Genomic DNA, 26938 nt, shown 5'->3' with positions numbered 1-26938 from the left:
CGCTCCGGCGGGGCGGTGTCACCAGACGCGGACCGAGCCGCCGCGGGCGAAGGCCGGGCTGGTGGCCTCGGGCGGGACCTCGGTCAGCGGCCGGGCGACCTCCGAGACCAGGGGGCCGCACCTGGCGGCCACCGCGTCCAGCAGGGGCAGGTCGAAGCCGTAGACGCGGGCCGCGTTGCCGCCGACCATGGCGGCGACCTCCGCCCGCGGCAGACCCGCGTAGGCGATGCGCAGGCCCTCGCGGGAGAAGGGCGTGGTGCCCTCGTCGTGGGGGTAGTCGCTGCCCCACATGATCTTGTCGAGCCCGATCCGGTCCCGCAGCGGCACCTCGTGGGGGCGCATGAAGCTGGCCCCCACGAAGCAGTTGTCGCGCCAGACTTCGCCGGGGCCCTTGCCCATCGACTCCGCGAGGCCCGCGCCGAACTTGGCCTCCGCCGTGGCCGAGGCGGCGACCAGCCGGGCGTGGTAGTAGTCCAGCATGTCCAGCACGCCCGGAATCCAGCCCGAGCCCTGCTCCGTCAGGACCAGCCTGAGACCGGGGTGGCGGCGGAAGGCCCCGCCGAAGATCAGGTGCCACAGGGCGCGGTGGGAGAACCAGGTGGTCTCCACCATGAACACCGCCCGGGCGGCCGGCTCGTCGCCCAGGGGCGGGGACGCCGAGCCGCCGTGGTGGTTGACCGGGACGTCGAGTTCGTCGCACACCGCCCAGATCGGGTCGTAGGCCGCGGAGTAGAGCTCCGGGACGCCGGAGCCGGGCGGGGCGCCCGGGAGCAGGACACCGCCCGTCAGGCCGGCCTCCTTCGTGCGGCGGATCTCCTTGACCGCCTCCTCGACGTCGTTCAGCAGGATCTGGACCACGCCCGCCCGGCGACCCGGGGCGTCCGCGCAGAAGTCCGCCAGCCAGCGGTTGTGGGCCCGCAGCCCCGCCCAGCGCAGGGTGAATTCGGCCGCCGTCGGCGCGGGCGCCATCAGGGCCGCGCTGGGGAAGAACGGCGGGATGGTGTTGGGGAAGACGACCTCCGCGACGATGCCGTCCGCTTCGAGTTCGGCCAGCCGGCGGGCGGAGTTCCAGTTGCGGTCCGCGGTGTCCGCGAGGAGGTCCTCGTACGGGTTGACGTAGTGGGCGGCCCAGGCGTCGAACTCGTCGTGGTGGCGCTTCTCCAGGTAGGGCTTGTAGTCGAGCAGGTCCGCGCCCGCGTGGCAGTCGGCCGAGATGACCGTGTAGCGGTCCGGTGTCATGACGAGACCCCCAGCGTCGGGAAGTCGTGGCCGGTCAGCCAGTGCCGGCCCACCTCCCGGGAGCGGGCCCAGGAGGCTTCCACCGACGCCTGGTCGGCGCTCTGTCCGAGTTCGGCCGGGGTCGGGCCGATCCGCCGGGCCAGCGGGGCCAGCTTCGCGGTGTCGAAGCCGAAGACGTCGGCCGCCGCGAGGCCCAGCATCCGGCGGGTCTCGCCGACCGGGATGTCGTGGAACGTCTTGCGCAGCCAGCCGCGGGTGTCGGGCCAGGTGCCCTCGGGGTGCGGGAAGTCCGAACCCCACAGGATGTTGTCCACGCCGATCTCGTGGCGCTGGGCCAGCTCGCGCCGTTTGGTGTTCGTGGCGCAGATGAAGACCTGGCGGTCCAGGTACTCGCTCGGGGGCCGTTTCAGCTCGGCGAACGGGGAGAGCTTCTTGCCGCCGTGCGCGCCGAGGTAGAGCCGGTCCATGAACCACAGCTGGTTCGGCAGCCACCAGCAGCCGGACTCGGCGACCCCGAACTTCAGCCCCGGGTGCCGTTCGAACACCCCGGACCAGAGCAGGAACCAGAGGGGGCGGGCCGGCCACCAGGTGACCTCCGAGACGTAGATGCCGAGGTGGTCCCCGTACTCGTGGCGGGGCGCGGCCCCGGAGTGGGTGACGACCGGCATCGCGGTCTCGGCCGCCGCCGCCCAGATCGGGTCGTAGCGTCGGTCGTGGTAGGGAGCCTGGTCCACCCACATGGAGGGGATCATCAGCGCGCCGAGTCCGGACTCCTTCGCCCGGTGGATCTCGGCGACGACCTTCGCCGGTTCGCCGGTGATGGGCAGCAGGGCGACCCCGCAATGCCGTTCGGGGTGTTCGGAGACGAACTCGGCCAACCAGCGGTTGTGGGCCTGCGCGCCGGCCATGCCGAGTTCCGGGTCCTGGTCGCCGGAGAGGCCGAGGCCGACCCCGAAGGGGGCCGCGGTCTGGCTGTCGACGGCGTCCGCGTCGGGGAAGACGACCTCGGCCGCCACTCCGTCGCCGTCGAGTTCCTTGAGGCGCTGACCGACGTCCCAGCCGCCCTTGAGTCCTTCCTCGTGGTCGTGGAACCACTTCTCGGCGAAGGCCTCGTTGCGGACCCCGAGGCGGGTGGCCTCCTCGCGGCGGGCGCCCTGCTGTCCGAGGAACTCGTCGAACCGGGCGTGGAAGCGGGAGTCGAGGTAGGGGCGGTAGTGCTCGGTCGGCAGTCCCGCGTGGCAGTCGGAGGAGATGATCAGGTACGGGTCTTCGTACGCGTTCACGGCAGGGCTCCTCTGTTCCTCAGTCGAGGATGAAGCTTTCGAGGTAGGCGGGATTGGCGCGCTCCAGCATCGACCGCGAACGGGCGCGGATCTGCCGGTCGCTGTGCTCGCTCTCCGGGAGCATCCAGAACCGGTCGGCGCGGATGCCGTCGACCACGTGCTCGGCGACGTCCTCGACGGGGGTGAACTCCACCTGGTGGCCGGCCCGCTTCATCGCGGCCTCGTACTGGTCGAGGCTGCGGTACGGGGTCTTGCGCGGTCGCTGCTTCGCGTAGCGGTCGGGCCGGTTGCGGTGCGACTCCCACAGGCCGGTGCGCAGCATGTGCGGTCCGGGGAAGAGGACCGAGGCGCCGACGTCGGTGCCCTCCGCCTTGAGGTGGGCGTACAGCGACTCCGTCATGGTGACCACGGCGGCTTTGGTGACGGCGTAGACGGAGGCGGTGGGCAGGGGGGCGATGCCGCCGTCGGCGGAGCTGGTGTTGACGACGTGGCCGGGGGCGCCGCCCGCGATCATGCGGGGGACGAACGCCTGGATGCCGTGGAAGACGCCCCATACGTTGACGGAGAAGGCCCATTTCCAGTCGTTGGGCTCGTGCTCCCACATCCGGCCCTCGGCGCCGGAGCCGACGCCGGCGTTGTTGCAGAGGACGTGGACGGCGCCGAAGGCGTCGTAGGCGGCGTCCGCGAGGGCGACGACCGAGTCGCGTTCGCCGACATCGACCGGACGGGCGAGTACGTCGGCGCCTTCGGCGGAGAGTTCGGCGACCGCCTCGCGCAGGGCGCCCTCCTCCACGTCGGCGAGGACGACCCGCAGTCCCTCGGCGGCGAAACGGCGGGCCATGGCGAGCCCGATGCCACTGGCCGCGCCGGTGACGACGGCGACCTGTCCCGGTTCGAGGCGCATCTCACACGCTCCCCTCGGGCGGCCCGTCGAGGATCTGGAGCGGGTCGTCGTAGCGCTGGTGGATGTACGGGAGCAGGGCCCGGGCGCTGACGCGTTCGGCGACGCGGCCCTTCTGGTCGGTGGTCTTCTCGCCGATGGTGAGGTCCACGACGCGGCGTACGGGGAGGTCGGCCACCGGGTCGAACATCGACTCGCGCAGCACCACGTCGCCGGTGAGGTGCTCCAGCCTGCGGACCTTCTCGTTGCGCGTGCAGTGCACGAGCACCGGGTCGGCTTCGAGGCCGCCGCCGTCGACCGAGGGCAGGAACTTGAAGTAGAAGTCGGTCTTGGTGGTGGGTTCGGGCAGCGGCAGGGCGCCGTCGACGGCCCCGCGCACTTCCACGAAGGCGATGCCGTGGCGGGCGAGCGAGGCCCGTACGACCAGGCCGTCGCGCTCGACGGTGACCTCGCCCAGCTTCTTCGGTTCGCCGAACACCTCCCGGCCGCCGATCAGCGCGCGTTCGTGCGTCATCGGCATGACGAGCGGGTACCAGCCTTCGACATCGCCGTGCCGGGCGGCGACGGCCACCGACCCGGCGCCGAGCGGATATCCGGGCAGGTCGACCTTGCTGATGTTGGCCCGGACGAGGGGCCGTTCGGCGGGCTTCAGCGGCGGCGGCAGGACCGCCGCGATCACGTCCGGGTCGCTCTCCCAGACCGCCACCACGCCCGTCGACCAGATGTCGGGGAGTCGGGAACTCTTCTCGCGCGACGCCGCGATCTCGGCTTCCGTGCGCGCTCCGTACCGTACGCGTGCCATGGGTGTACCACCCTTCTCTGGGGTCGTCCCCGTCCCGGGACGGCACCGGCTCTGTAACACAGTTACACCGCCGGCGATGAAGGGTAAAGGCCCCCGACCAAGAGAACTGACGGAACGACAGATTGGCGGCGCAGCCATGGCGCGAAGCTCGCTGACCCGCGAGGAGGTGCTGGACGCGGCCGCGTCCCTGGTCAGACGGCACGGCCCGGCGGCGCTCACCATGCGGGGGCTCGCCGCGGCACTCGGGACGGCCGTGACCTCCATCTACTGGCACGTCGGGAACCGCGAATCGCTGCTCGACGCCCTCGTGGAGCGGACCGTACGCGAGATGGGCGCGATCAAACCGTCGGGCCGTACCCCGGCCGAGCGGATCGTCTCCGTGGCCCGGCTGCTGCGCCGTGAACTGCGGGAGCGGCCGCACCTGATCGCGATGGTGCACGAACGGGGGCTGACCGAGCGGATGTTCCTGCCCGCCCAACAGGCGCTGGTGCACGAGGTCCGCGCGGCGGGGCTGCGGGGAGCGCGGGCCGCCGACGCGGTGCGGGCCGTCCAGTTCCAGATCGTCGGCTTCCTGCTCGTGGAGCGCAATCGCGAGCGTTCCCCCGCCCAGTCCCCCGCCGAGGGTGAGCTCTGGGACCCGGCCGCGGCGCCCGGCGACCCGGCGCTCTCGCGCGCCCTGGCCCGGCCGCCCGACCCGGAGCGGCTGTTCCTGCTCTCCGTACGGGCTTTGACGCGGGCGCTGCTGGCGCCGGAGCCGCCGGGCCGCGGCTGACCCGCACCGGTTCCGCCGCCCGACCCGCCACCATCGGGGCACGGGTGTCAGCGGGGGCCGATATCCTCTGTGACCATGCTCGACGACCGAACGACCGCAGAGACGACGTGGCCGACCGCGTACCCCGAGGGGTACGCGGTCGTCGACGTGGAGACCACCGGGCTCGCGCGCGACGACCGGATAGTCTCCGCCGCCGTCTACCGGCTCGACGCGCAGGGCAACGTGGAGGACCACTGGTACACCCTGGTCAACCCGCGCCGCGATCCCGGGCCCGTGTGGATCCACGGCCTGACCAGCGACGTGCTCCGGGACGCCCCGCTCTTCGAGGACATCGCCGAGGAGTTCGCCGGTCGCCTCGCGGACCGGGTGCTGGTGGCGCACAACGCCATCTTCGACTGGCAGATGATCGCCCGCGAGTACGCCCGGGCCGCCGCGGCGGCGCCGGTCCGTCAACGGCTGTGCACCATCGCGCTGTCGAAGGAGCTGAACCTCCCGCTGCCCAACCACAAGCTGGAATCGCTCGCCGCCCACTTCGGGGTCGTCCAGCAGCGCGCCCACCACGCGCTCGACGACGCCCGCGTCCTCGCGGAGGCGTTCCGTCCCTCGCTGCACGCGGCCGCCCGGGACGGCGTCCGGCTGCCCCTGCTGGAATGCCGCCCGTTGACGGAGTGGTCGGACTCGCCCGCCGCGCCCCGCGTCGGCTACCAGGGCCCCTTCGGCGCGACGAGCTGGCGGCCCTCCCGCAAGCGCCCGCCGTGCCCGCACCCCAACCCGGGCCGGTTCGAGGACGGCAAGCCGCTCAAGCAGGGCATGCGGATCGCCTTCTCCGGCGACACCTCCGTGGACCGGGAGCTCCTGGAGGACCGGGCGGTCGAGGCCGGCCTGCATGTCGCGACGAGTGTGTCGCGCCTCACGAGCCTGCTGGTCACCAACGACCCGGACTCGGCGACGTCGAAGACCGTGAAGGCGAAGTCCTTCGGAACGCCCGTGGTCGACGAGGCCGCCTTCACCCAGCTCCTGCGGGACGTCGCTCCGGCAGACGGGTGACCCTCGCGCGACTCGCCACGCGCCCTCTTCCCCGGGCCACCGGTCCGGTCCCACCCTGTGGCGCATGGCCCGTTGCGAAGTATGCGGAAACGATTACGACCTGGCGTTCTACGTGGAGACCCAGGACGGTGCGCGGCACGTGTTCGACTCCTTCTCCTGCGCCATCCACCGGATGGCGCCCATCTGCGAGCACTGCCGCGTGCAGATCATCGGGCAGGGCGTCGAGGCGGACGGCCACTGGTACTGCGGGGCGCACTGCGCCCGCGCCGAGGGCAAGGCCGGGATCGTCGACAAGGTGGGCAGCGCGGCCGGCGCCTCGTGACGACGCCACCCGGCCGCCGGGGTCCGCGCGGGTGGGGGTACCGTCGTGGGCGTGTACCGCTTTGTGCTGACCCGGCAGTGGGTGTGCCTCACCCTCATCACCCTCGCCCTCATCCCCGTGATGATCAAGCTGGGGTTCTGGCAGTACCACCGCCATGAGCACCGGGTCGCGCAGAACGAGCTGATCGCCCGGAACCTGTACGGGAAACCGGTCCCGGTGGGCGAACTGACCTCCCCCGGCCACACCGTCCCGCGGAACGACTACTGGCGCGCGGTCTCCGCCACCGGTACGTACGACTCCGCGCATGAGGTGGTCGTCCGGATGCGGACCTCCAACGACGGCAAGGTCGGCTTTCAGGTCGTCACCCCGCTGGAGCTGGACGACGGCCGGGTGCTGCTCGTGAACCGCGGGTGGGTGGCGAGCGGCGAGGACTCCGGCGCGTACCCGCCGGTGCCGGCGGCGCCGCCGGGCGAGGTGACGGTCACCGGGCGGCTCAAGGCCGACGAGACCAGCGGCGATAGCGGCATCAAGGACCGCAAGGGCCTGCCGGAGCGCCAGGTGATGCTGATCGACAGCGCCCAGCAGACGGCCCGCCTGGGCAAGCCCGTGCTCGGCGGGTACCTGGAGCTCACCGCGCCGGTCCCGGCCGGGGGCAGCCCGGAGCCGGTCGCCGAACCCGACCACGACTCGATCGGCCCGCACATGGCGTACGCCGTGCAGTGGTGGCTGTTCGCCGCGGCGGTACCGGTGGGGTGGGTGATCCTGGTGCGCCGGGAGAAGCGGGACCGCGACGAGGCCGCGGCGAAGGCCGCCTCGGAGCTGACGACCGCCTCGGCGTAGCGTGTCCGGCATGGATCTTGGACTGAAGGACCGTGTCTACATCGTCACCGGGGCCACCCGCGGCCTCGGCCACGCCTCCGCGCGCGAACTGGCCGCCGAGGGCGCGAAGCTGATCGTCACCGGACGGGACGAGGAGCGCGCGGTGGCCGCCGCCGCCTCCCTGGGCCCGGACGCGGTGGGCGTCGCGGCGGACAACTCCGACCCGCGGACGGCGGCGCGGCTCGTCGCGACGGCCGTGGAACGCTTCGGCCGCCTGGACGGCATCCTCATCAGCGTCGGCGGGCCGGCCCCGGGCGCGGCGGCGGACAACACGGACGAGCAGTGGACGGCCGCCTTCGAGTCGGTCTTCCTGGGCGCGGTCCGCCTGGCCCGGGCGGCGGCGGCCGAACTGGGCGAGGGCGGGGTCATCGGCTTCGTCCTGTCCGGCTCGGTCCACGAACCGATCCCCGGTCTGACCATCTCCAACGGCCTGCGCCCGGGGCTCGCCGGCTTCGCGAAGTCCCTGTCGGTGGACCTGGGCCCGCGCGGTATCCGGGTCATCGGGCTGCTGCCCTCGCGCATCGACACGGACCGGGTGCGGGAGCTGGACGCCCTCGCCGGTGACGCGGCCGCCTCCCGCGCGGCGAACGAGGCCCGGATCCCGCTGCGCCGCTACGGCACGCCGGAGGAGTTCGGCCGCGCGGCGGCGTTCTTCCTCTCCCCGGCAGCGTCGTACCTGACGGGCGTCATGCTGCCCGTGGACGGCGGCGCCCGCCACGGCTTCTGACGCCGGGCCCCGGCGACCCTGGCCGGCCGGCCACGGTCGTCGGGCCCGTCAGGTGACCCGGCTCGCGCGGTGCGAAGCGACCCCGAGGCGGGCCTCGGTCGGGAGGGGGGTCAGGCCCGTCGAGGCGCGGGCGTGCTCCAGGACCGGGCCGGCCAGCGCGGCCAGGGTGTCCGAGGGGACCGCGTGCGGCTCCAGTTCCAGTTTCACCCTGAGGGCCGGCGCACCCCGCCGGCCCCGCAGGGCGACCCGGCAGCCGGCGACCCCGTCCAGCGCCCCCACCTCCGCGGCCACCGCCGACTCCAGCGCGCGTCCCCGCAGCACCGCGTAGGCCCCGTCCCCGGTGTCCACCGCCACCGTCGCCGGCCGTGAACGCCGCAGCTGGGCCAGCAGCCACCACAGCGCCAGCAGCACGCACAGGGCCAGCCCGCCGAGCACCGCCCACCACCACCAGCCCTCGACGTGCAAGTGGGCCCGCCGGGCCCGCGCCGTCAGCAGCGGTGCGTGCCGCCCGGCCAGGGGCCACGACCCGGTCAGCACGGATCCCCCGGCCGCCAGCAGCGCCAGCCCGATCAGGGCCAGCAGCACCCGGTTCACCACCCCGAGCATCGCGTCACCTTCACCCTTTCCGGCGGACCCGTACCCGCGCCACCGGCGGGTGCGCGAGCCCGAGTTCCTCGATGCCGACCGCGACTACCGCCTCCAGGTCGGCCCGTACGTCGGCCAGTTCGCGGAAGTGCGAGGTGGCCCGGACCCTGACGCGGGAGCGGCCCGTCCGCACCCGGACCGACCGCACCCCGGACACCTCCATCGCCCGGTCGCGCAGCACCAGACCGGCCGCCTTGCGGCCGAGGCCGGCCCGTACCTCCGAGCCCCGCATGACCAGCAGCCCGCGCATCCCCGGCGTGAGCGCCAGCAGCAGGAGCACCGCCCCGACCACCGCCAGGACCGCTCCGGCGATCAGCACCTGCGGGTCGGCGGGGGTCTGCCGCTCCAGTTGCCGCACGAGTTCCCGGCGCCAGCCCATGCCGGGTCGGTGCGCCCGTACCGCCGCGAGGTCGTAGAGGAACAGCCCCGCGACCGCGAGCACCGCCAGTGCGGTGAGCCCGGCCGGGATCCGCCGCGCCGACGTGAACCGCCGCGCGCGCGGGCCGGTCACCGCAGCCGCCGGCCGCTGCGCCCGGAGGCGGCCGGCCCGGCCGGGAGGGGCCGCAACCGCTCGATGTCGATGTGCACCTCCGGTACGGCCATCCCGGCGCACCGCTCGATCCGCTCGGTCACTTCACGGCGCACGGCGGCGCACTGGGCGGTGAGGTCGGAGGGGTAGTCGAGTTCCAGGCTCACGTGCACCCGGGCGATGTCGTGGTGCACGGTGACGGTCGCGTGCGGGCGCGCCGGCGCGGGACCGGTGGCGGCGAGCGCCTCCCGGGCCGCCTGGGCCGCGATCTTGGTGACGACCCGGTCGGCGATCCGGGTCGCACCCCGGTCCGCGGGTGGTACCCGCGGCGGGGTGGACCGCGGCGTGTCGGTGTCGCTCGTACTCATCGGCGCCTCACCTGCGCCGGCCGTCACGCGGACGGAACAGGTCGGCGAAGTCGAGGTCGCCGTCGAGGAACCGGCCGACCACGAAGCCGATGGCGCCCAGGGCCGCCACCAGCAGGAAGGCCCCGAAGCCGCCGAAGTACCCGGCGAACCCCAGTGCCATGCCGGCCACCAGGCCGACGACCGCCATGCTCATGCGGGGCTCCTTCGGCTATTGGAGACGGGATTCCGGTTCTTCGTCTTCCTCGTCGGGCAGTTTGACGTCGGTGACGGCGATGTTGACCTCCACGACTTCCAGGCCGGTCATCCGCTCGACCGACGAGATGACGTTCTCCCGTACGGCGCGGGCCACGTCGCGGATCGACACGCCGTAGTCGACGACGATCTCCAGGTCAAGGGCGGTCTGGAGCTCGCCGACCTCGGCCTTCACCCCGCGCGAGGCGGAGGATTTGGCGCCGCCGGGTACGCGTTCGCGGACGGCGCCGAACGTACGCGAGAGGCCGGAGCCACTGCCCATGGCGTGGACGCCGACCACCTCCCGGGCGGCCAGTCCGGCGATCTTCTCGACCACCCCGTCGGCGATGGAGGTGCGGCCCCGGTCGGCGGCGTCCTTGGCAGAGCTCCCTGGCACGAATTCGGTCATCGTGTGTCCCTTCGAGCGTGCGGACTCAGGACCACCGTAAGCGCGAAACCCCTCCGCCGCTCTGAGGACGCGGGTGCGCCGGGCGGATCGGAGGGGTCGCGGGGCCGGGCGCAGGGGCTGCCGGGCCGGCCGGGTCAGTCGGAGAGACCGGCCAGGTCGCGCAGCCGGCGGGCCTGCGCCGCACGTTCGGCGGCGCGCTGGTCGTCGTAGGAGCGTGAGGTGGCGCCGCGCAACAGTGTCTTGGTCTCGATCACCGCGTCGCGCGGCGGCGCCAGCAGGGCCGTCGTCAGGTCCTGGACGGCCGCGTCAAGCTCGTCCACGGGCACCACGAGGTTCGCCAGGCCCACCCGTTCGGCCTCTTCGGCGTGTACGAAGCGGCCCGTCGCGCAGATTTCGAGCGCGCGGGCGTAACCCACCAGCGAAGTCAGCGGCTGGGTGCCGGTCAGGTCGGGCACCAGGCCGAGGCTGGTCTCGCGCATGGCGAACTGCACGTCGTCCGCGACCACGCGCAGGTCGCAGGCGAGCGCGAGCTGGAAGCCGGCGCCGATCGCGTGCCCCTGCACGGCGGCGACGGAGATGATGTCGCCGCGCCGCCACCAGGTGAACGCCTCCTGGTACTCGGCGATGGTGCTGTCGAGCAGTTCGTCCGAACCGCGCGCGAGATCGAGGAAGGACGGCTCACCTTCGAAGCCCTCGGGCGTGAACGCCTGACGGTCGAGTCCGGCGGAGAAGGACTTGCCTTCGCCGCGCAGCACGACGACCCGGACGCTCCCCGGCAACGACCGTCCGGCCTCCGCCAAAGCCCGCCAGAGCGCGGGGGACTGAGCGTTTCGCTTGGCCGGATTGGTCAATGTCACCGTGGCGACCGTGTCGTCCACGGTGAGCCGTACGCCGTCCTTGTCGAGCAGAGCCATCTCGGTGCCTCCGGTGTGCAGTCGGCCGGCAATCCCGACCTAAGTGACTGCACAGTAACCACCCGGTCGGCCGCAGGACCGACCGGGGGCCACCGAAGAACCGTCCGTGACGGCCAGGGTCAGGCCGAGGCCGCCTTCTTGCCGCGCGTCGCGCCACCGCGACCACGCAGCACGACTCCGGACTCGCTGAGCATCCGGTGGACGAATCCGTAGGACCGGCCGGTCTCCTCGGCCAGCGCCCGGATACTCGCACCGGAGTCGTACTTCTTCTTCAGGTCTGCCGCGAGCTTGTCGCGCGCGGCGCCGGTTACCCGGCTGCCCTTCTTCAGAGTCTCGGCCACCCGTGCCTCCTCATGGGAAGTGCGCTCTGGACTTCTCATGATCACCCCTCCCCGCGATCCTGGCCACCCATTCAGCAAGGTCGGTACGACGGCATTTCTCAGGGAGTGGACACGAGAACAGAACGGAATCTCCCCTTCCGCCGCATGACCTCCGTCACACTCCCCCCGTCGCACAAGGAATCACCAGGTCAGGGGCGGGGAACCGGAAAGTGGACGGGCCCCGGTCGCGTACCCCCACGGGTACGGCCGGGGCCGTCGTGTCGGTGCGACGGTATGAGACCGCCTCACTCAGATGATGGATCACGCGTGGGCCGAATGATCCATAAGGGACTGGATCAACCCCGCGAAGGGCCGGCGGGACCCGCGCGAAGACGCTGCACGGGCTCCGGCGGGGGCTCGGCCGAGGGGTCAGGCGAGCGCCACCAGGTCCCGGTAGTCCGGGCCCCACAGGTCTTCCACACCGTCCGGCAGCAGGATGATCCGCTCCGGCTCCAGGGCCTCCACCGCGCCCTCGTCGTGGGTGACCAGGATGACGGCGCCCTTGTACGTGCGCAGCGCGCCGAGGATCTCCTCGCGGCTGGCCGGGTCGAGGTTGTTGGTGGGCTCGTCGAGGAGCAGCACGTTCGCGGAGGAGACGACCAGCGTGGCCAGGGCCAGCCGGGTCTTCTCACCGCCGGACAGGACGCCCGCCGGCTTGTCCACGTCGTCGCCGGAGAACAGGAACGAGCCGAGCGTCTTGCGGACGGCGACCAGGTCCAGGTCGGGCGCGGAGGAGCGCATGTTCTCCAGGACCGTGCGCTCCGGGTCGAGCGTCTCGTGCTCCTGGGCGTAGTAGCCGAGCTTGAGACCGTGCCCGGGGGTCACGGTGCCGGTGTCCGGCTTCTCGGTGCCCGAGAGCAGGCGCAACAGGGTGGTCTTGCCGGCGCCGTTGAGGCCGAGGATGACGACGCGCGAGCCCTTGTCGATGGCCAGGTCGACGTCGGTGAAGATCTCCAGCGAGCCGTAGGACTTCGACAGGCCCTCCGCGGTCAGCGGGGTCTTGCCGCAGGGCGCCGGGTCCGGGAAGCGCAGCTTGGCGACCTTGTCGGAGACGCGGACGGCCTCCAGGCCGGACAGCAGCCGCTCGGCGCGCTTGGCCATGTTCTGCGCGGCGACGGTCTTGGTCGCCTTCGCGCGCATCTTGTCGGCCTGCGAGTTGAGGGCCGCGGCCTTCTTCTCGGCGTTCTGGCGCTCGCGCTTGCGGCGCTTCTCGTCGGCCTCGCGCTGCTGCTGGTAGAGCTTCCAGCCCATGTTGTAGACGTCGATCTGGGCGCGGTTGGCGTCCAGGTAAAACACCTTGTTGACGACGGTCTCGACCAGGTCGACGTCGTGGGAGATCACGATGAATCCGCCGCGGTAGTTCTTCAGGTAGTCGCGCAGCCAGACGATCGAGTCGGCGTCGAGGTGGTTGGTGGGCTCGTCGAGGAGCAGCGTGTCGGCGTCCGAGAAGAGGATCCGGGCGAGCTCGACCCGGCGGCGCTGACCACCGGAGAGGGTGTGCAGGGGCTGGCCGAGGACCCGGTCGGGCAGGCCCAGGGCGGCCGAGATGGTGGCGGCCTCCGCCTCGGCGGCGTACCCGCCCTTGGTCAGGAACTCGGTCTCCTGGCGCTCGTACTGCTTCATCGCCTTGTCGCGGGTGCCGCCGCTGCCGGTGGCGATGCGCTCCTCGTTCATGCGCATCTTCTTGATCAGTACGTCGAGCCCGCGCGCGGAGAGGATCCGGTCGCGGGCGAGTACGTCGAGGTCGCCGGTGCGCGGGTCCTGCGGCAGGTAGCCGACCTCGCCCGAGCGGGTGATGGAGCCGGCGGCGGGCTGGCCCTCGCCGGCGAGGCACTTGGTGAGGGTCGTCTTGCCCGCGCCGTTGCGGCCGACCAGGCCGATGCGGTCGCCCTTGGCGACTCGGAAGGAGGCGGACTCGATGAGGACGCGGGCGCCGGCGCGCAGCTCGACGCCGGTGGCGGTGATCACGGAAATACTCCAGGGCGGTGGGGACGGCGGAAGGGGGGCAGGACGCGCGAGGCTTCGACGCCGCTAATCCGCGAGGAGATTTGCCATGAGGACATTCTACCGGGGGCGCGCAACCACTTTTCGGGCCGCCCGGTCTCCTTCCCGTCCCGCCGCCGGGGTGCCCGCCGGTCGTCGTCGCGGCCCCGCCGGGGTCCGCGCCCGGTCCTCCGTTCGGCGCACGGATCTCCCGCGTCTTCCGGGGCACGTATCAGGGCAAGGACGGTGACGATCGCCGCGGGTGCGGACACGTGGGAGTGAGGGCGGTGCGGCATGCAGTTCGACGACGACGCCGATCTGGACACGTCGGAGGTCTCGGACCAGCGCGGCAGCCGGGTCCCGGGCGGCAGGGCCACGATCGGCGGGGGGCTCGTCGGCCTGATCGCCCTGGTCCTGGGGCTGCTGCTGGGGGTGGGGCCGGACCAGCTGGGCCTGTCGGGCGGCGGTCCCCAACCGGTGACGAGCCCCTCATCCGCCGCGCAGGTGCAGCAGACCTGCCGGACCGGCCACGACGCGAACACCCGTGAGGACTGCCGGCTCGTCGCGGTGACGAACAGCACGCAGGACTACTGGCGGCAGGAGTTCCGGCGGCGGGGCGCCCGGTACGTCCCGGCCTCGACGGTCTTCTTCACCGGCCAGGTGAACACCGCCTGCGGCCCGGCCACCTCGGCGGTCGGCCCCTTCTACTGCCCGGGTGACCGCAAGGTCTACCTCGACCTCGGCTTCTTCCAGGAGCTGCGCACGAAGTTCGGCGCGAGCGGCGGCCCCTTCGCCCAGGCGTACGTGGTCGCCCACGAGTACGGGCACCACATCCAGAACCTGACGGGCACGCTCGGGAAGTCCCAGGACGGGCGGACGGGCGCGAACAGCAACTCGGTCAAGGTCGAGCTCCAAGCCGACTGCTACGCGGGGGTGTGGGCCCACAACGCGACCCGGACCCCGGACGAGTCCACCGGGCGCCCGCTGATCACCAGCCTCACCGACCAGGACATCAAGGACGGCCTGGACGCGGCGGCCGCGGTCGGCGACGACCGGATCCAGGAGAAGTTCCAGGGGCGGGTCACCCCGGAATCGTGGACGCACGGCTCGGCGCAGCAGCGCCAACAGTGGTTCTACCAGGGCTACCGGACCGGTGACATGGCCCAGTGCGACACCTTCCGCTGACTGTCGGCGGTGCCTGCCATGCTGTGGTGCGGGTCACGTGGCCGGTCGGCCGGTCGCGTGATCCGAGGTCCGTACCCGCCCACCGCACGAGAGGGAGTGATCGTCATGGCAGGTGTTCCGTCCATCGTTCCGACGCTGCTCTACCGCGACGCGAAGGCCGCGATCCGGCAGCTGACCGAGGCGTTCGGGTTCACGCAGGTCGCCGTCTACGAGGGTGAGGACGGCTCGGTGATGCACGCGGAGCTGTCGTACGGGAACGGCGCGGTGATGCTCGGCAGCAAGGGCCGGGGCGGGGCCTTCGACAAGGCCATGGCGGACGGCGGCCCCGTCGGTGTCTACGTCGTGGTGGACGACGTGGACGCCCACCACCGCCGGGCCGCGGAGCACGGCGTGGAGATCGTGATGGAGCCGACCGACCAGGACTACGGCTCGCGGGACTACATGGCCCGCGACGCCGAGGGCAACATCTGGAGCTTCGGGACGTACGCGCCGCAGGTCTGACCCCGGCCGGGCGTACGCCCCTCGTTTCCTCGCGGTGCTAGACGCCGCCGGTGTGGACCTGGAAGGCGGCCCGCCGGACCGCCTTGGCCAGGGCCGGGTCGGGGTGGGCGGCGGCCAGGGCCACCAGGACCTGCACGGTACGGGGGTGGCCGACCGCGCGGACCTCGTCCAGCAGCCGGGGCACGGTGGTGCGCACGGCCGAGTCGAGGTGGCGGGCGAGCAGTTCGGCCTCTCCGTGGTCCGCGATGGCAGCGGCGGTGTCCACCCAGAGCCAGGTCGACTCCTCGGGGGTGAGGACGTCCTGTGCCTCGTCCGGGTCCACCCCGTCGTGCTCGGCGAGCCAGAGCAGGGCGTAGGGCCGCAGCGCCGGATCGCGCACGGCGGCGCGCACATCGGGTTCGGCGGGGGCGCCGACCACGCGGAGCGCCTCGAAGGCGAGGCCGCGCAGCAGGGCGTCCTCCCCGCGGGCGGCCTGGAGCAGTTCGCTGACGGCGTGTCCGACGGGCCGGGCGGCGAGCCAGGCCCGGTACTCGGCGCGCGCGGGGCCCGGGGTGAGCCGGGCACAGCCGTGCAGCATGGCGGCGGCGGACTGTTCGATGTTCCCGGCCGGGCTCTGCGCGGCGACGCAGATCTGCTCCAGCTTGACCCAGACGGCCCAACTGCCGAGCGGGGTCAGGGTGGCCCGCGCGGGGCCGAGGGTGACGGCGTCGACGGCGGCGAGGCCGCCGAGCGCCCAGCGCAGCAGGCGGGCGAGGGGGACGGGGGGCGCGGGCGCGGTCGCCTGCGCGGAGACCGCCGGGTCCGCCGGGCCGTCGTGCGCGGAGGCGTCCGGGGTGGAGGCGGCGTAGGGGACTTCGCAGCGCTCGTCGCGCAGTTCCGTCACCCGTTGGCCGAGCAGGTCCAGTAGGTCCGGGACGGTCACCGGGCCGGCGGAGAGCTGGAGCAGCGACAGGAGTTGGGGCATCGCCTCGACGACCTCGGCGACGGCCGCCGGGGCGATGTCGGCGGGGGCCGGGTGGACGAGCGACCAGGCGTCGAACAGGGCGACCCAACCGCGCAGGACCGCGGTGTCGTCCCGGTCCCAGGCGCGCAGGCGCCAGCCGGGCCGGGCGTGGCCGCCGTGCACCTCGACCAGGCCGGAGAGGCGGGCCCGGTCCCAGCCGACCCGGATCTGGCCGTGGGTCAGCCCCAGGTCTGCCGCGGCCCGTTCGACGTCCGTGGCGGGCAGCGCGCCCGCCGGGGCGGGCCTGCCCCCGTCGCCGGCCCCGAGGTGCCGCTCGGCCCAGCGGGCCAGCCGTACCGCGTCGGCGAGTGAGGCCCGGGCCCGGTTCGCCAGGTCGGCCGTCGCGGGAGTGCCCGCCGGGGGCCGGGGGGCGGTTCGCGTCCGCCGATCGGTCACCGCCTTGCGGGCCGCGGCGACGGAGCGCGGGGAGACGAGTCGGAGTCTGGAGTCGCGAGCCAACTGCTCATCAGGCTTTCGGGACGTCACGGAAGCAGTCTCGCCCGTCACTGGCCGAAAGCCCAAACGGAACGGGGCGTTTCTACGGGGCACCGGTCAGGCATACCGGGACAAGACGACCACGACACTTCCGCTGCCACCGCACTTTCACACGACCGTAGCGGTTCGCAGGAGAAGGGGTCTCACATGAGGGGGGTCAGGAAGCGGCGCAGGGTCTCCTCGTAGACCTCCGGGTCCGCGTTCCACATCGCGGCGTGCGGCGCGCCGCGGACCGTCTTCAGGGTGACGAGGTCGGGGCGGGCCGCGGCGAGCCGGCGGGCGGGCCCCCAGGGGGCGATCGCGTCGTCGGGCCCGTGGAAGATCAGGACGGGCATCCCCGGCGCGCCGGGGTCCGTGGCCGGGGAGCGCCGGTCGGCGCGCAGGCCCGCACGGCCTTCGGCGGCCCGGACCACGAACGGCATCAGCGGCGCCGGGGTGCGCCGGGCCCCGGCCAGGGCGCGCAGGGTGGTGTGCCAGTCGAGCACCGGGGAGTCCAGCACCAGTCCGGAGATCCGGCCGGCCAGCGCCGAGCGCTCGGCGGCGTAGAGCGCCATGGTGGCGCCGGCGGACCAGCCGTACAGGATGACGTTTCGGGCGCCGTAGCGCAGGGCGTAGCGGATGGCGGCGTCCACGTCCCGCCACTCCGACTCGCCGAGATGACCGAGGCCGTCCGGTGGGCGGGGGGCGCCGAGGTCGCCCCGGTAGCCGACATCGAGGACGGGGAGGCCGTACCGGTGCAGGAACGGCATGACGACCATCGGGTGCTCTCGGGTAGCGCCGAGTCCGTGCACGGCGATGACCCAGGTGTCGCGGGCCGCCGGGACGAACCAGGCGGGCAGCGGGCCGAGCTCGCCGGGGATGTCCACGTCGGCGTGGTCGAGGCCGAGGGCGGTGCGCGGATTGCCGAGGTGGACCTGGGGGGTGAGGGCGACCCGGGTGCCGGGGTCGAGGCTGCCGTGGGTGACGGCGAGGAGGCGGCGTACGACGGTGTCGGGGCCGTGCGGGACATCGGTGAGGACGGGGCCGACCACGGCGTGCACCCCGGGGGCGTCCAGGCCGTACCTGCCGGGGCGCAGGGAGGCCAGGGACCGACTCAGTTCGACGCGGCCGGCCGCGGTGGAGTGGACGGTGAGCCGGGCACTGCCGGGCAGCGGGCGCCCCGGCTCGGGGCGCAGGGCCGCGTCGGCGGCGTACCGGCCGGCCGCGACGGCGGCCGCGCCGACACCGATCAGGGTCGCGGTGACGGCCGCTGCCGTCGCTGTGGCGGTACGCATCGCTCCAGTGTCGGCGCGCGACGGCACGGAGGCCACTGGAGGAGATCATTCCGCATCCGTCGGGTCACGGTCGGTCAGGGTTCGGTCAGGGTTCCGCTTGGCCGCCGCGGAATGTGATCCGGGTCTCGTCGCAAGGGGCGCGAGAGGCGGCGGGGGCGGCCGGGACACCCGCCGGTGAGCGCCGCTCACCGGCCGTGACGTGCCCTTATGGCCGGATCTGGGGCCGAATCGGGAGGAAGGCCCCGATCGCGCCACGGGACGCGACACCACCCGACCTCCCCCAGTTCATCTTCCGTTCACCCAGATTGCCTACGGTCGCCGAACCACTGACGCCAAACAGAAGCCTGGGTAAATGGAGCACATAACGCTTCTCCTCGGGATCGTGATCATCACCGCTCTCGTGTTCGACTTCACGAACGGTTTCCACGACACAGCCAACGCGATGGCGACCACCATCTCGACCGGCGCTCTCAAGCCCAAGACGGCGGTGGCCATGTCCGCCGTCCTCAACCTCGTCGGCGCGTTCATGTCCGTGGAGGTCGCAAAGACGATCTCCAAGGGCCTGGTCAACGAGCAGGGCATCCAGCCTGAAGTGATCTTCGCCGCCCTGGTCGGCGCGATCCTCTGGAACCTGGTCACCTGGCTGGTCGGGCTCCCCTCCAGCTCCTCCCACGCCCTGATGGGCGGCCTGATCGGCGCCGCGGTCGCCTCGGCCGGCATCGGCGCGGTCAACGGCAGCGTGGTCGTCACCAAGGTGCTCATCCCGGCGGTCGCCGCCCCCATCGTGGCCGGGGCGGCCGCGATGCTGGCCGCCAGGCTCACGTACAAGCTCGGTGGCAAGGTCGGCGGCAAGACCGCCACCAAGGGGTACCGCGCCGGCCAGATCGCCTCGGCCGGTCTCGTCTCCCTGGCGCACGGCACCAACGACGCCCAGAAGACGATGGGCATCATCACGCTCGCGCTCGTCGCGGGCGGCGCCCTGGACTCCGGCGCCAACCCGCCGGTCTGGGTCATCATCTCCGCCGGCATGGCCATCGCGACCGGCACCTACCTGGGCGGCTGGCGCATCATCCGCACCATGGGCAGCGGCCTCACCGACCTCCAGCCGCAGCAGGGCTTCGCCGCCCAGACCTCGGCCGCGAGCGTCATCCTGGCCTCGTCCACCCTCGGCTTCTCCCTCTCCACCACCCACGCCTGCTCGGGCGCGGTCATGGGCGCCGGCCTGGGCCGCAAGGGTGGCGTGGTCCGCTGGTCCACCGCCACCCGCATGTTCATCGCCTGGGGCCTGACCCTGCCGGCCGCCGCGCTGGTCGGCGCCGGCGCCGAGATGGTCATGCGCACCGGCAACGTCGGCGTCGCCGCCGTCGTGGTGTTCCTCGTCGCCTCCTGCGCCGCGATCTGGTTCATCTCGCGCCGCCAGGTCGTCGACCACCACAACGTCACGGAGGCGGAGCCGCTCGCCGTCGAGCCGCCGGGCGTCGTCACCACGGCCATGGCCGCCGTCACCGTCCCGCCGATCGCCGCCGCCGGTACCACCGCCGCCGTCACGGACGAGGACCTCAAGGCCACCATCCCGGCGGCCGCCCCGGCACCCGTGGCTCCGGCCGCGGCGGTCTGACCCCGAGAACGACAGAGGAATCAGCGGTATGAAGATCGACTGGGCAGCACTCGGCTCCGTCTTCGGGGTCAGCCTCTCCGCCACCGTCGCCCTCGTGGCCCTGTTCACCCTGGGCCTGGTGGGCCTCTCCAAGCACGAGGCCGCCACGGAGCAGGGCGGGACCGCCACCGCGGCCCGCGGCGGCGCGTACGCCTGCTTCGCGCTCTGCGGCGTCGCCGTGGCCTACGCGATCTACCTGATCGTCAGCTGACGCGACGACCGTCGAAAGCTCCCCGCGGGATTCCCGTGGGGAGCTTTCGCATGCCCCTCGCCCCGGCCGCCCCACCCCGCCCCGCGCGCAGGTCAACGGCAAGTTGACGGGCGTTCGCGGTGCGTGGTGGACTGCCCGAGCCAATACGGCGGCATGGAGAGGAAGTCCGGTGCGAATCCGGCGCGGTCCCGCCACTGTCACCGGGGAGCGCACACGGTCCGTGCGTCCCGGGAGCCAGGAACTCTCGCCGCCGGACACGTCGAACCAGGGCGCGGACCCTGAGCGAGGACATACCTGCCACCATGCGTGCCGATCGCGTATTCGCGTACGGCGCCACGGCGGGCCTGATCGGCGACCGGATCCTCGGGGATCCGCGCCGGGGGCACCCCGTGGCCGCCTTCGGAAGAGCCGCCGCCGCCCTCGAACGCGCCCTGTGGCGCGACGACCGGGCGCGGGGCGTGGTCCACACCCTGGTGTGCGCGGGGGGCGCGGTCGCCGTCGGCGCGCTCGGCGCCCGCGCCGTGCGCTCCCGGCCCGCGGCCGCCCGTATCGCCCTGACCGCCGCCGCCACCTGGGCCGTCGTCGGCGGCACCTCGCTCGGCCGGGAGGCCCGGGCCATCGGCGGGGCGCTCGCCGCGGGGGACGCCGAGGTGGCCCGGGAGCGGCTGCCGCACCTGTGCGGGCGGGACCCGCAGGCCCTGGACGAGCAGCAGTTGGCCCGTGCGGTCGTGGAGTCGGTCGCCGAGAACACCTCCGACGCGGTCGTCGGCGCGCTGGTCTGGGGGGCCCTCGCGGGCGTGCCCGGGCTGCTGGCGTTCCGCGCCGTCAACACCCTGGACGCGATGGTGGGCCACAAGTCGCCGCGCTACCTGCGCTACGGCTGGGCCTCCGCCCGGCTCGACGACGTGGCGGGCTGGCCCGGCGCCCGGCTGACGGCGCTCGCGGCCGTCCTGGCCGGACCCGACCGGCGGGGAGCCGCACGGGCCTGGCGCGCCGACGCCGCCGCGCACCCGAGCCCCAACGCCGGCCCGGTCGAGGCGTCGTTCGCCGGGGCGCTCGGCGTACGGCTGGGCGGCACCCTCGCGTACGGCGGCCGGGTCGAGCACCGGGCCGTGCTGAACGGCGAGGCTGGTCGGCCGGTCGAGGTGGCGGACATCGAGCGGGCGGTGCGGCTGTCGCGTCGGGTGACGTGGGTGGCGCTGGGGGCGTGTGTGGCATTGCGGTGTGCGGTGACACGGTGGGCGGCACGGCAGTCGGGGAAGGGGCGGGCATGAGCGGCACGAGCGGTTCGAGGCGGGGCGGCGGTCTGCTGGTCGCGGGCACCACGTCGGACGCGGGCAAGAGCGTGGTCACGGCGGGCATCTGCCGCTGGCTGTCCCGGCAGGGCGTGAAGGTGGCGCCGTTCAAGGCGCAGAACATGTCGCTGAACTCGTTCGTCACCCGGGAGGGCGCCGAGATCGGCCGGGCGCAGGCGATGCAGGCGCAGGCCGCCCGGGTGGAGCCGACGGCGCTGATGAACCCGGTGCTGCTCAAGCCGGGCGGCGACCGCAGCAGCCAGGTCGTGCTGCTGGGCAAGCCGGTGGGCGAGATGAGCGCCCGCGGGTTCTTCGGCGACCCCGGGGGGTCGGCCGCCGGGAAGACGCCGCACGGCGGACGCGAGCGGTTGCTAGGGGTCGTCACGGACTGCCTGGAGCAGCTTCGGGGCACGTATGACGCCGTGATCTGCGAGGGGGCGGGCAGTCCGGCCGAGATCAACCTGCGCCGGACCGACATCGTGAACATGGGCATCGCGCGGGCCGCGCGGTTCCCGGTGGTGGTGGTCGGGGACATCGACCGGGGCGGCGTGTTCGCCTCGTTCTTCGGGACGACGGCACTGCTCTCGCCCGAGGACCAGTCGCTGATCGCCGGCTACCTGGTGAACAAGTTCCGCGGCGACGTCTCGCTCCTGGAACCCGGCATGGAGATGCTGCGCGGGCTGACCGGGCGGTCCACCTACGGCGTGCTGCCGTACCGGCACGGGCTGGGCATCGACGAGGAGGACGGCATGGGGGTCCCCCCGGCCGGAGGCTGGGGGAGGGTCTCGCTGCGGGGCGCGGTACGCGAGTCCGTGGTCGCCCCGCCGGTGGGTGAGGACGTGCTGCGGGTCGCGGTGTGCGCGGTGCCGTTGATGTCGAACTTCACCGACGTGGACGCGCTCGCGGCGGAACGCGGGGTCGTGGTGCGGTTCGTGGACCGGCCCGAGGAACTGACCGACGCCGACCTGGTGGTGGTACCGGGCACCCGCGGCACCGTGAAGGCCCTCGCCTGGCTGCGCGAACGCGGTCTGGCCGACGCCCTGGCGGCCCGGGCGGCGGCCGGTCGGCCGGTGCTGGGCATCTGCGGCGGGTTCCAGGTGCTGGGCGAGCGGATCGAGGACGAGGTGGAATCCCGGGCGGGCACCGTCGAGGGCCTGGGGCTGTTGCCCGTACGCGTCCGCTTCGCGCGCGAGAAGACGCTGGCGCGGCCGGTGGGTTCGGCGCTGGGCGAGCCCGTGGAGGGGTACGAGATCCACCACGGCGTGGCCGAGGTGCTGGGCGGCTCCCCCTTCCTGGACGGCTGCCGGGTCGGTGAGGTGTGGGGCACGCACTGGCACGGCTCGCTGGAGTCGGACGGCTTCCGCCGGGCCTTCCTGCGGGAGGTCGCGGCGGCCGCGGGGCGCCGGTTCGTCCCGGCGCCCGACACGTCGTTCGCCGCCCTGCGGGAGCGACAGCTCGACCTGCTCGGGGACTTGATCGAGGAACACGCCGACACGTCCGCGCTGCTGGGGCTGATCGAGTCGGGCGCGCCCGCCGGGCTCCCGTTCCTGCCCCCGGGCGCGCCGTGAGGCCGGTGGCCCCGCGGGGCCCCTCCGCCACCCCGCCCCTCCCCGGCGCCCGGGACTCCGTCCCGAGGCCCGTCCCCGGTGCGGCGCCGTACCCGCAGACCGTCCGCTACGAAGGAGTGAGCAACACGTGAGCACCCCCTACCCGTTCACCGCGGTGGTCGGTCAGCGCGACCTGCGGCTGGCGCTGCTGCTCAACGCCGTGAGCCCGGCGGTCGGCGGTGTGCTCGTGCGCGGCGAGAAGGGCACCGCCAAGTCCACGGCCGTCCGGGCCCTGTCCGCGCTGCTGCCGCAGGTGGACGTCGTACCCGGCTGCCGGTTCTCGTGCGCGCCCGCCGCGCCCGATCCGGCCTGCCCCGACGGCCCGCACGAGCCCGGCGGCGGCGCCGTCCGGCCCGCGCGGATGGTGGAACTGCCCGTCGGCGCCTCCGAGGACCGCCTGGTCGGCGCGCTCGACATCGAACGGGCGCTGGCCGAGGGCGTGAAGGCGTTCGAGCCGGGCCTGCTCGCCGACGCGCACCGGGGCATCCTCTACGTCGACGAGGTCAACCTCCTGCACGACCACCTCATCGACCTGCTCCTGGACGCGGCCGCGATGGGCGCCTCCTACGTCGAGCGCGAGGGGGTCTCCGTCCGCCACGCGGCCCGCTTCCTCCTCGTGGGCACGATGAACCCGGAGGAGGGCGAGCTCCGGCCGCAGCTCCTGGACCGCTTCGGGCTCACCGTCGAGGTCGCGGCCTCGCGCGAGCCCGCCCAGCGCGTCGAGGTGGTGCGCCGCCGGCTCGCCTACGAGGACGACCCCGCGGCCTTCGCGAGCCGCTGGGCCGATGACGAACGCGAGGTCCGGGCCCGGGTGGTGGCCGCGCGGGCGCTGCTGCCGAAGGTCGTGCTCGACGACACCTCGCTGCTGCGGATCGCGGCCACCTGCGCCGGGTTCGAGGTCGACGGCATGCGGGCCGACATCGTGATGGCCCGCACCGCGACGGCCCTGGCCGCCTGGGCGGGGCGGACCGAGGTGCGCAAGGAGGACGTGCGGCAGGCCGCGCTGCTGGCGCTCCCCCACCGGCGCCGGCGCAACCCGTTCGACGCGCCGGGCCTCGACGAGGACAAGCTGGACGAGATCCTGGACCGGTTCCCCGACGAGGAACCCGAGCCGGAGCCGGACCCGGAGCCGGAGGGCCCGGAGGACGGTGGTCCCGGGGACGACGGCCCGGACGGGGGCGGCCCGGACGGGGGCGGCCCGGACGACGGCGGTCCCGACGGGGGCGGGGGCGTACCCCCGCAGGGCGAGGCGCCGGAGGACGCGCGGACCCCCGACGCGCCCGGCCCGCAGGAGGCGCCCGAGCCGCAGACCGCACCGCCCTCGCCCGAAGGGGGCGGCGCGCCCGAACAGGCGCCCGTACGGGCCGCCGAGCCCTTCCGGACCAAGATGCTGAGCGTGCCGGGCCTCGGCGAGGGCGCGGCCGGCCGCCGCTCCCGCGCCCGGACCGCGCACGGCCGCACCACCGGCGCCCAGCGTCCCCGCGGCCACCTGACGAAGCTGCACCTGGCCGCGACCATCCAGGCGGCTGCGCCGCACCAGAAGGCGCGCGGGCGCAGCGGACGCGGGCTCGTCGTACGGGCGGACGACCTGCGGCAGGCGACCCGTGAGGGCCGCGAGGGCAACCTCGTCCTGTTCGTCGTCGACGCCTCGGGTTCGATGGCCGCCCGGCAGCGCATGGGCGCGGTCAAGGGCGCCGTCCTGTCGCTGCTGTTGGACGCCTACCAGCGCCGCGACAAGGTCGGTCTGATCACCTTCCGGGGCGCGGGCGCCGAGCTGGCGCTGCCCCCGACCTCGTCCGTGGACGCGGCGGCGGCCCGGCTGGAGAAGCTGCCGACCGGTGGGCGGACCCCGCTGGCGGCCGGACTGCTCAAGGCCCACGAGGTGCTGCGGATCGAGCGGTTGCGGGACCCCTCGCGCCGACCGCTGCTCGTGGTCGTCACCGACGGGCGGGCCACCTCGGCGGGCGCGCTCGGCGGGGACCCCCGCGAACTGTCCGGGCGCAGCGCGCGGATGTTGGCGGCCCAGGGGCTGGCCTCGGTGGTCGTGGACTGCGAGACGGGTCCGGTCCGGCTGGGACTGGCCGGGGTGCTGGCCGCCGACCTCGGCGGGCCGGCCGTCACGCTCGACGGGCTGCGGGCCGACTCGCTGGCCGGCCTGGTGAAGAACGTACGTACCTCAGTGACCTCGAACACCACCCCCAACAGGAGGGCCGCGTAATGCCGCAGGGACAGCCGTCCGTCGTTCCGGACGACGGGCTCACGACGCGCCAGCGCCGCAACCGTCCGCTCGTCTTCGTCCACACCGGCCCGGGCAAGGGCAAGTCGACGGCGGCCTTCGGGCTGGCGCTGCGCGCCTGGAACCAGGGTTGGTCGATCGGGGTGTTCCAGTTCGTCAAGTCGGCGAAGTGGAAGGTCGGCGAGGAGAACGCGCTCAAGGTGCTCGGCGCCTCCGGCGAGGGCGGCCCGGTCGTCTGGCACAAGATGGGCGAGGGCTGGTCCTGGGTCCAGCGCGACGCGCAGCTCGACAACGAGCAGGCGGCGAAGGAGGGCTGGGAACAGGTCAAGCGGGACCTGGCCGCCGAGACCCACCGGCTGTACGTGCTGGACGAGTTCGCGTACCCGATGCACTGGGGGTGGATCGACGTGGACGAGGTGATCGAGGTGCTGCGCGACCGCCCCGGCACCCAGCACGTGGTCATCACGGGCCGCAACGCGCCCGAGAAGCTGCTGGAGTTCGCCGATCTGGTCACCGAGATGACCAAGGTCAAGCACCCCATGGACGCCGGCCAGAAGGGCCAGAAGGGCATCGAGTGGTGACCTCGCTCCACATGCCGCGGCTGGTCATCGCCGCGCCGTCCTCCGGCAGCGGCAAGACCACCGTGGCGACGGGCCTGATGGCGGCCTTCGCGGAGCGCGGCCTCGCCGTGTCCCCGCACAAGGCCGGGCCCGATTACATCGACCCGGGCTACCACGCCTTGGCCACCGGCCGGCCGGGGCGGAACCTGGACGCCTTCATGTGCGGGCCGGAGCTGGTCGCGCCGCTGTTCGCGCACGGGGCGGCGGGGTGCGACCTCGCCCTCGTCGAAGGCGTGATGGGGCTGTACGACGGGGCGGCGGGGCGGGGTGAGCTGGCCTCGACGGCGCAGGTCGCGAAGTTGCTGCGGGCGCCGGTGGTGCTCGTGGTGGACGCCTCCTCGCAGTCGCGGTCGGTGGCGGCGCTGGTGCACGGCTTCGCGTCGTTCGACCCCCGGGTGCGCCTGGGCGGGGTGATCCTCAACAAGGTCGGCTCCGACCGGCACGAGGTGATGCTGCGGGAGGCGTTGGAGGAGGCCGGGATGCCGGTCCTGGGCGTCCTGCGGCGGGCTCCGCAGGTGGCCGCGCCGTCGCGGCACCTGGGGCTGGTGCCGGTGGCGGAGCGGCGGGCCGACGCGGTGGCCGCGGTGGCCGCGCTGGCGGACCAGGTCCGGGCCGGGTGCGACCTGGAGGCCCTGCTGGCCCTGGCGCGCACGGCCCCGCCGCTGGAGTGCGAGGCGTGGTCTCCGGAACGGGCTCTGGTCGATGCCGCGGCGCCCGCTTCCGGCGCCGCCCGGCACGACCCGGTCCCGCCGGCGTTCGAGGCGCGGGGGTTCGGGGGCGGCGCCCCCGACAACGGCGCCACGCCGAACGAACCTCCTGTCATCGCGGTCGCCGGCGGCCCGGCCTTCACGTTCTCCTACGCCGAGCACGCGGAGCTCCTCGGCGCCGCCGGCGCGGAGGTCGTCACCTTCGACCCGCTGCGGGACGAGGCCCTCCCCGAGGGCACCACCGGCCTGGTGATCGGCGGCGGGTTCCCCGAGGTGTACGCGCCCGAGCTCGCCGCCAACGCGCCGCTGCGCCGGGCCGTCGCCGACTTCGCCGCGGCCGGCGGCCCGGTGGCGGCCGAGTGCGCGGGGCTGCTGTACCTGGCGCGGTCGCTGGACGGGAAGCCGATGTGCGGGGTGCTCGACGCCGACGCCCGGATGTCGGAGCGCCTGACGCTGGGCTACCGCGAGGCGGTCGCGGTGTCGGACAGCGCACTGGCCGTCGCCGGGACCCGGCTGCGGGGACACGAGTTCCACCGGACGGTGATCGAGCCGGGCGCGGGAGCGGCCCCCGCGTGGGGTTTCACGCATCCCGAACGCCGTGTCGAGGGCTTCGTACAGGGCGGTGTCCACGCCAGCTACCTGCACACGCACTGGGCGGCCCGGCCGTCCGTCGCCCGACGGTTCGCGGAAGCGGCGGCGGCGGCCCGGTCGTGAGG

The 26938-nt window shown here is 73.7% G+C and carries 28 protein-coding genes and 1 riboswitch; of the genes, 14 read left to right on the top strand and 14 right to left on the bottom strand.

Annotated elements, in window-relative coordinates; genetic code table 11:
* Positions 1 to 18: 18 nt before the first annotated feature.
* The 4 genes from ACFVXJ_RS21800 to ACFVXJ_RS21785 are packed head-to-tail and all read right to left on the bottom strand — an operon-like array spanning position 19 to position 4225.
* On the bottom strand, positions 19 to 1239 hold the full coding sequence (locus tag ACFVXJ_RS21800) for an amidohydrolase family protein (RefSeq protein WP_389663853.1): 1221 nt from the start codon (positions 1237 to 1239) through the stop codon (positions 19 to 21).
* Positions 1236 to 2522, bottom strand: a complete 1287-nt coding sequence (locus ACFVXJ_RS21795; RefSeq protein ID WP_389663851.1) for an amidohydrolase family protein — start codon at positions 2520 to 2522, stop codon at positions 1236 to 1238. Before ACFVXJ_RS21795 ends, ACFVXJ_RS21800 begins: the two co-directional genes overlap by 4 nt.
* A gap of 19 nt (positions 2523 to 2541) precedes the next feature.
* Positions 2542 to 3426: an SDR family NAD(P)-dependent oxidoreductase gene (locus ACFVXJ_RS21790; RefSeq protein WP_389663849.1), complete on the bottom strand. Its 885-nt coding sequence runs from the start codon at positions 3424 to 3426 to the stop codon at positions 2542 to 2544.
* Position 3427: 1 nt separating this feature from the next.
* A complete protein-coding gene (locus ACFVXJ_RS21785; RefSeq protein WP_389663847.1) occupies positions 3428 to 4225 on the bottom strand; it encodes an acetoacetate decarboxylase family protein in 798 nt (265 codons plus the stop codon).
* 136 nt (positions 4226 to 4361) lie between these two features.
* On the opposite strand from ACFVXJ_RS21785, the gene ACFVXJ_RS21780 reads away from it, so the two are divergent.
* The 5 genes from ACFVXJ_RS21780 (at position 4362) to ACFVXJ_RS21760 (ending at position 7972) form a co-directional block, all read left to right on the top strand.
* Positions 4362 to 4997: a TetR/AcrR family transcriptional regulator gene (locus ACFVXJ_RS21780; RefSeq protein WP_389663845.1), complete on the top strand. Its 636-nt coding sequence runs from the start codon at positions 4362 to 4364 to the stop codon at positions 4995 to 4997.
* A 75-nt stretch (positions 4998 to 5072) separates the two neighbouring features.
* Positions 5073 to 6044, top strand: a complete 972-nt coding sequence (locus ACFVXJ_RS21775; protein WP_389663843.1) for a DEDDh family exonuclease — start codon at positions 5073 to 5075, stop codon at positions 6042 to 6044.
* A 64-nt stretch (positions 6045 to 6108) separates the two neighbouring features.
* Positions 6109 to 6366, top strand: coding sequence for a hypothetical protein (locus ACFVXJ_RS21770; RefSeq protein WP_136216322.1), 258 nt, complete (start codon positions 6109 to 6111; stop codon positions 6364 to 6366).
* A gap of 51 nt (positions 6367 to 6417) precedes the next feature.
* Complete coding sequence (locus tag ACFVXJ_RS21765; protein ID WP_389663841.1) at positions 6418 to 7206, top strand: SURF1 family protein; 789 nt, start codon at positions 6418 to 6420, stop codon at positions 7204 to 7206.
* A gap of 10 nt (positions 7207 to 7216) precedes the next feature.
* On the top strand, positions 7217 to 7972 hold the full coding sequence (locus ACFVXJ_RS21760; protein ID WP_389663839.1) for an SDR family oxidoreductase: 756 nt from the start codon (positions 7217 to 7219) through the stop codon (positions 7970 to 7972).
* A gap of 48 nt (positions 7973 to 8020) precedes the next feature.
* Here the strand turns inward: ACFVXJ_RS21760 and amaP are convergent, their stop codons facing one another.
* From amaP to ACFVXJ_RS21720, 8 genes are all read right to left on the bottom strand, one after another.
* Positions 8021 to 8578 carry an alkaline shock response membrane anchor protein AmaP gene (gene amaP, locus ACFVXJ_RS21755; RefSeq protein ID WP_389663837.1) on the bottom strand — a complete coding sequence of 186 codons (558 nt, stop codon included), beginning with the start codon at positions 8576 to 8578 and terminating at the stop codon, positions 8021 to 8023.
* A 10-nt stretch (positions 8579 to 8588) separates the two neighbouring features.
* Positions 8589 to 9128, bottom strand: coding sequence for a DUF6286 domain-containing protein (locus ACFVXJ_RS21750; protein ID WP_389663835.1), 540 nt, complete (start codon positions 9126 to 9128; stop codon positions 8589 to 8591).
* Positions 9125 to 9514, bottom strand: a complete 390-nt coding sequence (locus ACFVXJ_RS21745; RefSeq protein ID WP_389663833.1) for a hypothetical protein — start codon at positions 9512 to 9514, stop codon at positions 9125 to 9127. The genes ACFVXJ_RS21750 and ACFVXJ_RS21745 overlap by 4 nt, the downstream gene beginning before the upstream one ends.
* Positions 9515 to 9521: 7 nt before the next feature.
* The gene (locus ACFVXJ_RS21740; RefSeq protein ID WP_389663831.1) at positions 9522 to 9707 is read right to left on the bottom strand and encodes a hypothetical protein; all 186 of its coding nucleotides are present in this window, start codon (positions 9705 to 9707) and stop codon (positions 9522 to 9524) included.
* Positions 9708 to 9722: 15 nt separating this feature from the next.
* Positions 9723 to 10154: an Asp23/Gls24 family envelope stress response protein gene (locus ACFVXJ_RS21735; protein ID WP_389663829.1), complete on the bottom strand. Its 432-nt coding sequence runs from the start codon at positions 10152 to 10154 to the stop codon at positions 9723 to 9725.
* A 134-nt stretch (positions 10155 to 10288) separates the two neighbouring features.
* A complete protein-coding gene (locus tag ACFVXJ_RS21730) occupies positions 10289 to 11068 on the bottom strand; it encodes an enoyl-CoA hydratase/isomerase family protein (RefSeq protein WP_389663827.1) in 780 nt (259 codons plus the stop codon).
* Between the two features lie 119 nt (positions 11069 to 11187).
* Positions 11188 to 11409, bottom strand: coding sequence for a helix-turn-helix domain-containing protein (locus ACFVXJ_RS21725; RefSeq protein ID WP_005319113.1), 222 nt, complete (start codon positions 11407 to 11409; stop codon positions 11188 to 11190).
* 408 nt (positions 11410 to 11817) lie between these two features.
* Complete coding sequence (locus tag ACFVXJ_RS21720; RefSeq protein WP_389663825.1) at positions 11818 to 13416, bottom strand: ABC-F family ATP-binding cassette domain-containing protein; 1599 nt, start codon at positions 13414 to 13416, stop codon at positions 11818 to 11820.
* Between the two features lie 309 nt (positions 13417 to 13725).
* Here ACFVXJ_RS21720 and ACFVXJ_RS21715 point away from each other — a divergent pair, with 309 nt between their 5' ends.
* Together ACFVXJ_RS21715 and ACFVXJ_RS21710 are read left to right on the top strand one after the other, a co-directional pair.
* Positions 13726 to 14616: a neutral zinc metallopeptidase gene (locus ACFVXJ_RS21715; RefSeq protein ID WP_389663823.1), complete on the top strand. Its 891-nt coding sequence runs from the start codon at positions 13726 to 13728 to the stop codon at positions 14614 to 14616.
* Positions 14617 to 14721: 105 nt separating this feature from the next.
* Entirely contained in the window at positions 14722 to 15117 is a 396-nt protein-coding gene (locus ACFVXJ_RS21710; RefSeq protein ID WP_361313386.1) for a VOC family protein, read from the top strand.
* Positions 15118 to 15154: 37 nt separating this feature from the next.
* Here the strand turns inward: ACFVXJ_RS21710 and ACFVXJ_RS21705 are convergent, their stop codons facing one another.
* Both ACFVXJ_RS21705 and ACFVXJ_RS21700 read right to left on the bottom strand, forming a co-directional pair.
* Positions 15155 to 16606: a hypothetical protein gene (locus ACFVXJ_RS21705; protein WP_389663821.1), complete on the bottom strand. Its 1452-nt coding sequence runs from the start codon at positions 16604 to 16606 to the stop codon at positions 15155 to 15157.
* A gap of 152 nt (positions 16607 to 16758) precedes the next feature.
* Positions 16759 to 17889, bottom strand: a complete 1131-nt coding sequence (locus ACFVXJ_RS21700) for an alpha/beta hydrolase family protein (RefSeq protein WP_389663819.1) — start codon at positions 17887 to 17889, stop codon at positions 16759 to 16761.
* 352 nt (positions 17890 to 18241) lie between these two features.
* Between ACFVXJ_RS21700 and ACFVXJ_RS21695 the strand changes: the two genes are divergently transcribed.
* The 7 genes from ACFVXJ_RS21695 (at position 18242) to ACFVXJ_RS21665 (ending at position 26936) form a co-directional block, all read left to right on the top strand.
* Positions 18242 to 19507 carry an anion permease gene (locus ACFVXJ_RS21695; RefSeq protein WP_389663817.1) on the top strand — a complete coding sequence of 422 codons (1266 nt, stop codon included), beginning with the start codon at positions 18242 to 18244 and terminating at the stop codon, positions 19505 to 19507.
* A 28-nt stretch (positions 19508 to 19535) separates the two neighbouring features.
* Complete coding sequence (locus ACFVXJ_RS21690) at positions 19536 to 19757, top strand: hypothetical protein (RefSeq protein WP_389663815.1); 222 nt, start codon at positions 19536 to 19538, stop codon at positions 19755 to 19757.
* Positions 19758 to 19914: 157 nt separating this feature from the next.
* Positions 19915 to 20001, top strand: a riboswitch (cobalamin riboswitch).
* Between the two features lie 58 nt (positions 20002 to 20059).
* Positions 20060 to 21031 (top strand): cobalamin biosynthesis protein, encoded by a 972-nt coding sequence (locus tag ACFVXJ_RS21685; protein WP_389663813.1) that lies wholly within the window; start codon positions 20060 to 20062, stop codon positions 21029 to 21031.
* Positions 21028 to 22620 (top strand): cobyric acid synthase, encoded by a 1593-nt coding sequence (locus tag ACFVXJ_RS21680; RefSeq protein ID WP_389663811.1) that lies wholly within the window; start codon positions 21028 to 21030, stop codon positions 22618 to 22620. The genes ACFVXJ_RS21685 and ACFVXJ_RS21680 overlap by 4 nt, the downstream gene beginning before the upstream one ends.
* A 127-nt stretch (positions 22621 to 22747) precedes the next feature.
* Entirely contained in the window at positions 22748 to 24877 is a 2130-nt protein-coding gene (locus tag ACFVXJ_RS21675; RefSeq protein WP_389663809.1) for a putative cobaltochelatase, read from the top strand.
* The gene (gene cobO, locus ACFVXJ_RS21670; protein ID WP_361313407.1) at positions 24877 to 25476 is read left to right on the top strand and encodes a cob(I)yrinic acid a,c-diamide adenosyltransferase; all 600 of its coding nucleotides are present in this window, start codon (positions 24877 to 24879) and stop codon (positions 25474 to 25476) included. The genes ACFVXJ_RS21675 and cobO overlap by 1 nt, the downstream gene beginning before the upstream one ends.
* Before the next feature lie 11 nt (positions 25477 to 25487).
* Positions 25488 to 26936, top strand: coding sequence for a cobyrinate a,c-diamide synthase (locus tag ACFVXJ_RS21665; RefSeq protein WP_389663925.1), 1449 nt, complete (start codon positions 25488 to 25490; stop codon positions 26934 to 26936).
* Positions 26937 to 26938: the final 2 nt, after the last annotated feature.

The sequence above is a fragment of the Streptomyces sp. NPDC058279 genome (assembly GCF_042881255.1).
Taxonomy (GTDB): Bacteria; Actinomycetota; Actinomycetes; order Streptomycetales; family Streptomycetaceae; genus Streptomyces.
Note: the sequence above shows the minus strand (reverse complement) of the source record. Positions and strands in the feature narration are given on the sequence as shown.

What these genes read in the sequence shown, in the direction of transcription:
- ACFVXJ_RS21800 (WP_389663853.1), bottom strand. Translation starts at nt 1,239, where the DNA reads ATGACACCGGACCGCTACACGGTCATCTCGGCCGACTGCCACGCGGGC.
- ACFVXJ_RS21790 (WP_389663849.1), bottom strand. Translation starts at nt 3,426, where the DNA reads ATGCGCCTCGAACCGGGACAGGTCGCCGTCGTCACCGGCGCGGCCAGT.
- ACFVXJ_RS21785 (WP_389663847.1), bottom strand. Translation starts at nt 4,225, where the DNA reads ATGGCACGCGTACGGTACGGAGCGCGCACGGAAGCCGAGATCGCGGCG.
- ACFVXJ_RS21780 (WP_389663845.1), top strand. Translation starts at nt 4,362, where the DNA reads ATGGCGCGAAGCTCGCTGACCCGCGAGGAGGTGCTGGACGCGGCCGCG.
- ACFVXJ_RS21775 (WP_389663843.1), top strand. Translation starts at nt 5,073, where the DNA reads ATGCTCGACGACCGAACGACCGCAGAGACGACGTGGCCGACCGCGTAC.
- ACFVXJ_RS21770 (WP_136216322.1), top strand. Translation starts at nt 6,109, where the DNA reads ATGGCCCGTTGCGAAGTATGCGGAAACGATTACGACCTGGCGTTCTAC.
- ACFVXJ_RS21760 (WP_389663839.1), top strand. Translation starts at nt 7,217, where the DNA reads ATGGATCTTGGACTGAAGGACCGTGTCTACATCGTCACCGGGGCCACC.
- amaP (WP_389663837.1), bottom strand. Translation starts at nt 8,578, where the DNA reads ATGCTCGGGGTGGTGAACCGGGTGCTGCTGGCCCTGATCGGGCTGGCG.
- ACFVXJ_RS21745 (WP_389663833.1), bottom strand. Translation starts at nt 9,514, where the DNA reads ATGAGTACGAGCGACACCGACACGCCGCGGTCCACCCCGCCGCGGGTA.
- ACFVXJ_RS21740 (WP_389663831.1), bottom strand. Translation starts at nt 9,707, where the DNA reads ATGAGCATGGCGGTCGTCGGCCTGGTGGCCGGCATGGCACTGGGGTTC.
- ACFVXJ_RS21735 (WP_389663829.1), bottom strand. Translation starts at nt 10,154, where the DNA reads ATGACCGAATTCGTGCCAGGGAGCTCTGCCAAGGACGCCGCCGACCGG.
- ACFVXJ_RS21730 (WP_389663827.1), bottom strand. Translation starts at nt 11,068, where the DNA reads ATGGCTCTGCTCGACAAGGACGGCGTACGGCTCACCGTGGACGACACG.
- ACFVXJ_RS21715 (WP_389663823.1), top strand. Translation starts at nt 13,726, where the DNA reads ATGCAGTTCGACGACGACGCCGATCTGGACACGTCGGAGGTCTCGGAC.
- ACFVXJ_RS21710 (WP_361313386.1), top strand. Translation starts at nt 14,722, where the DNA reads ATGGCAGGTGTTCCGTCCATCGTTCCGACGCTGCTCTACCGCGACGCG.
- ACFVXJ_RS21700 (WP_389663819.1), bottom strand. Translation starts at nt 17,889, where the DNA reads ATGCGTACCGCCACAGCGACGGCAGCGGCCGTCACCGCGACCCTGATC.
- ACFVXJ_RS21695 (WP_389663817.1), top strand. Translation starts at nt 18,242, where the DNA reads ATGGAGCACATAACGCTTCTCCTCGGGATCGTGATCATCACCGCTCTC.
- ACFVXJ_RS21690 (WP_389663815.1), top strand. Translation starts at nt 19,536, where the DNA reads ATGAAGATCGACTGGGCAGCACTCGGCTCCGTCTTCGGGGTCAGCCTC.
- ACFVXJ_RS21685 (WP_389663813.1), top strand. Translation starts at nt 20,060, where the DNA reads ATGCGTGCCGATCGCGTATTCGCGTACGGCGCCACGGCGGGCCTGATC.
- ACFVXJ_RS21680 (WP_389663811.1), top strand. Translation starts at nt 21,028, where the DNA reads ATGAGCGGCACGAGCGGTTCGAGGCGGGGCGGCGGTCTGCTGGTCGCG.
- cobO (WP_361313407.1), top strand. Translation starts at nt 24,877, where the DNA reads ATGCCGCAGGGACAGCCGTCCGTCGTTCCGGACGACGGGCTCACGACG.
- ACFVXJ_RS21665 (WP_389663925.1), top strand. Translation starts at nt 25,488, where the DNA reads ATGCCGCGGCTGGTCATCGCCGCGCCGTCCTCCGGCAGCGGCAAGACC.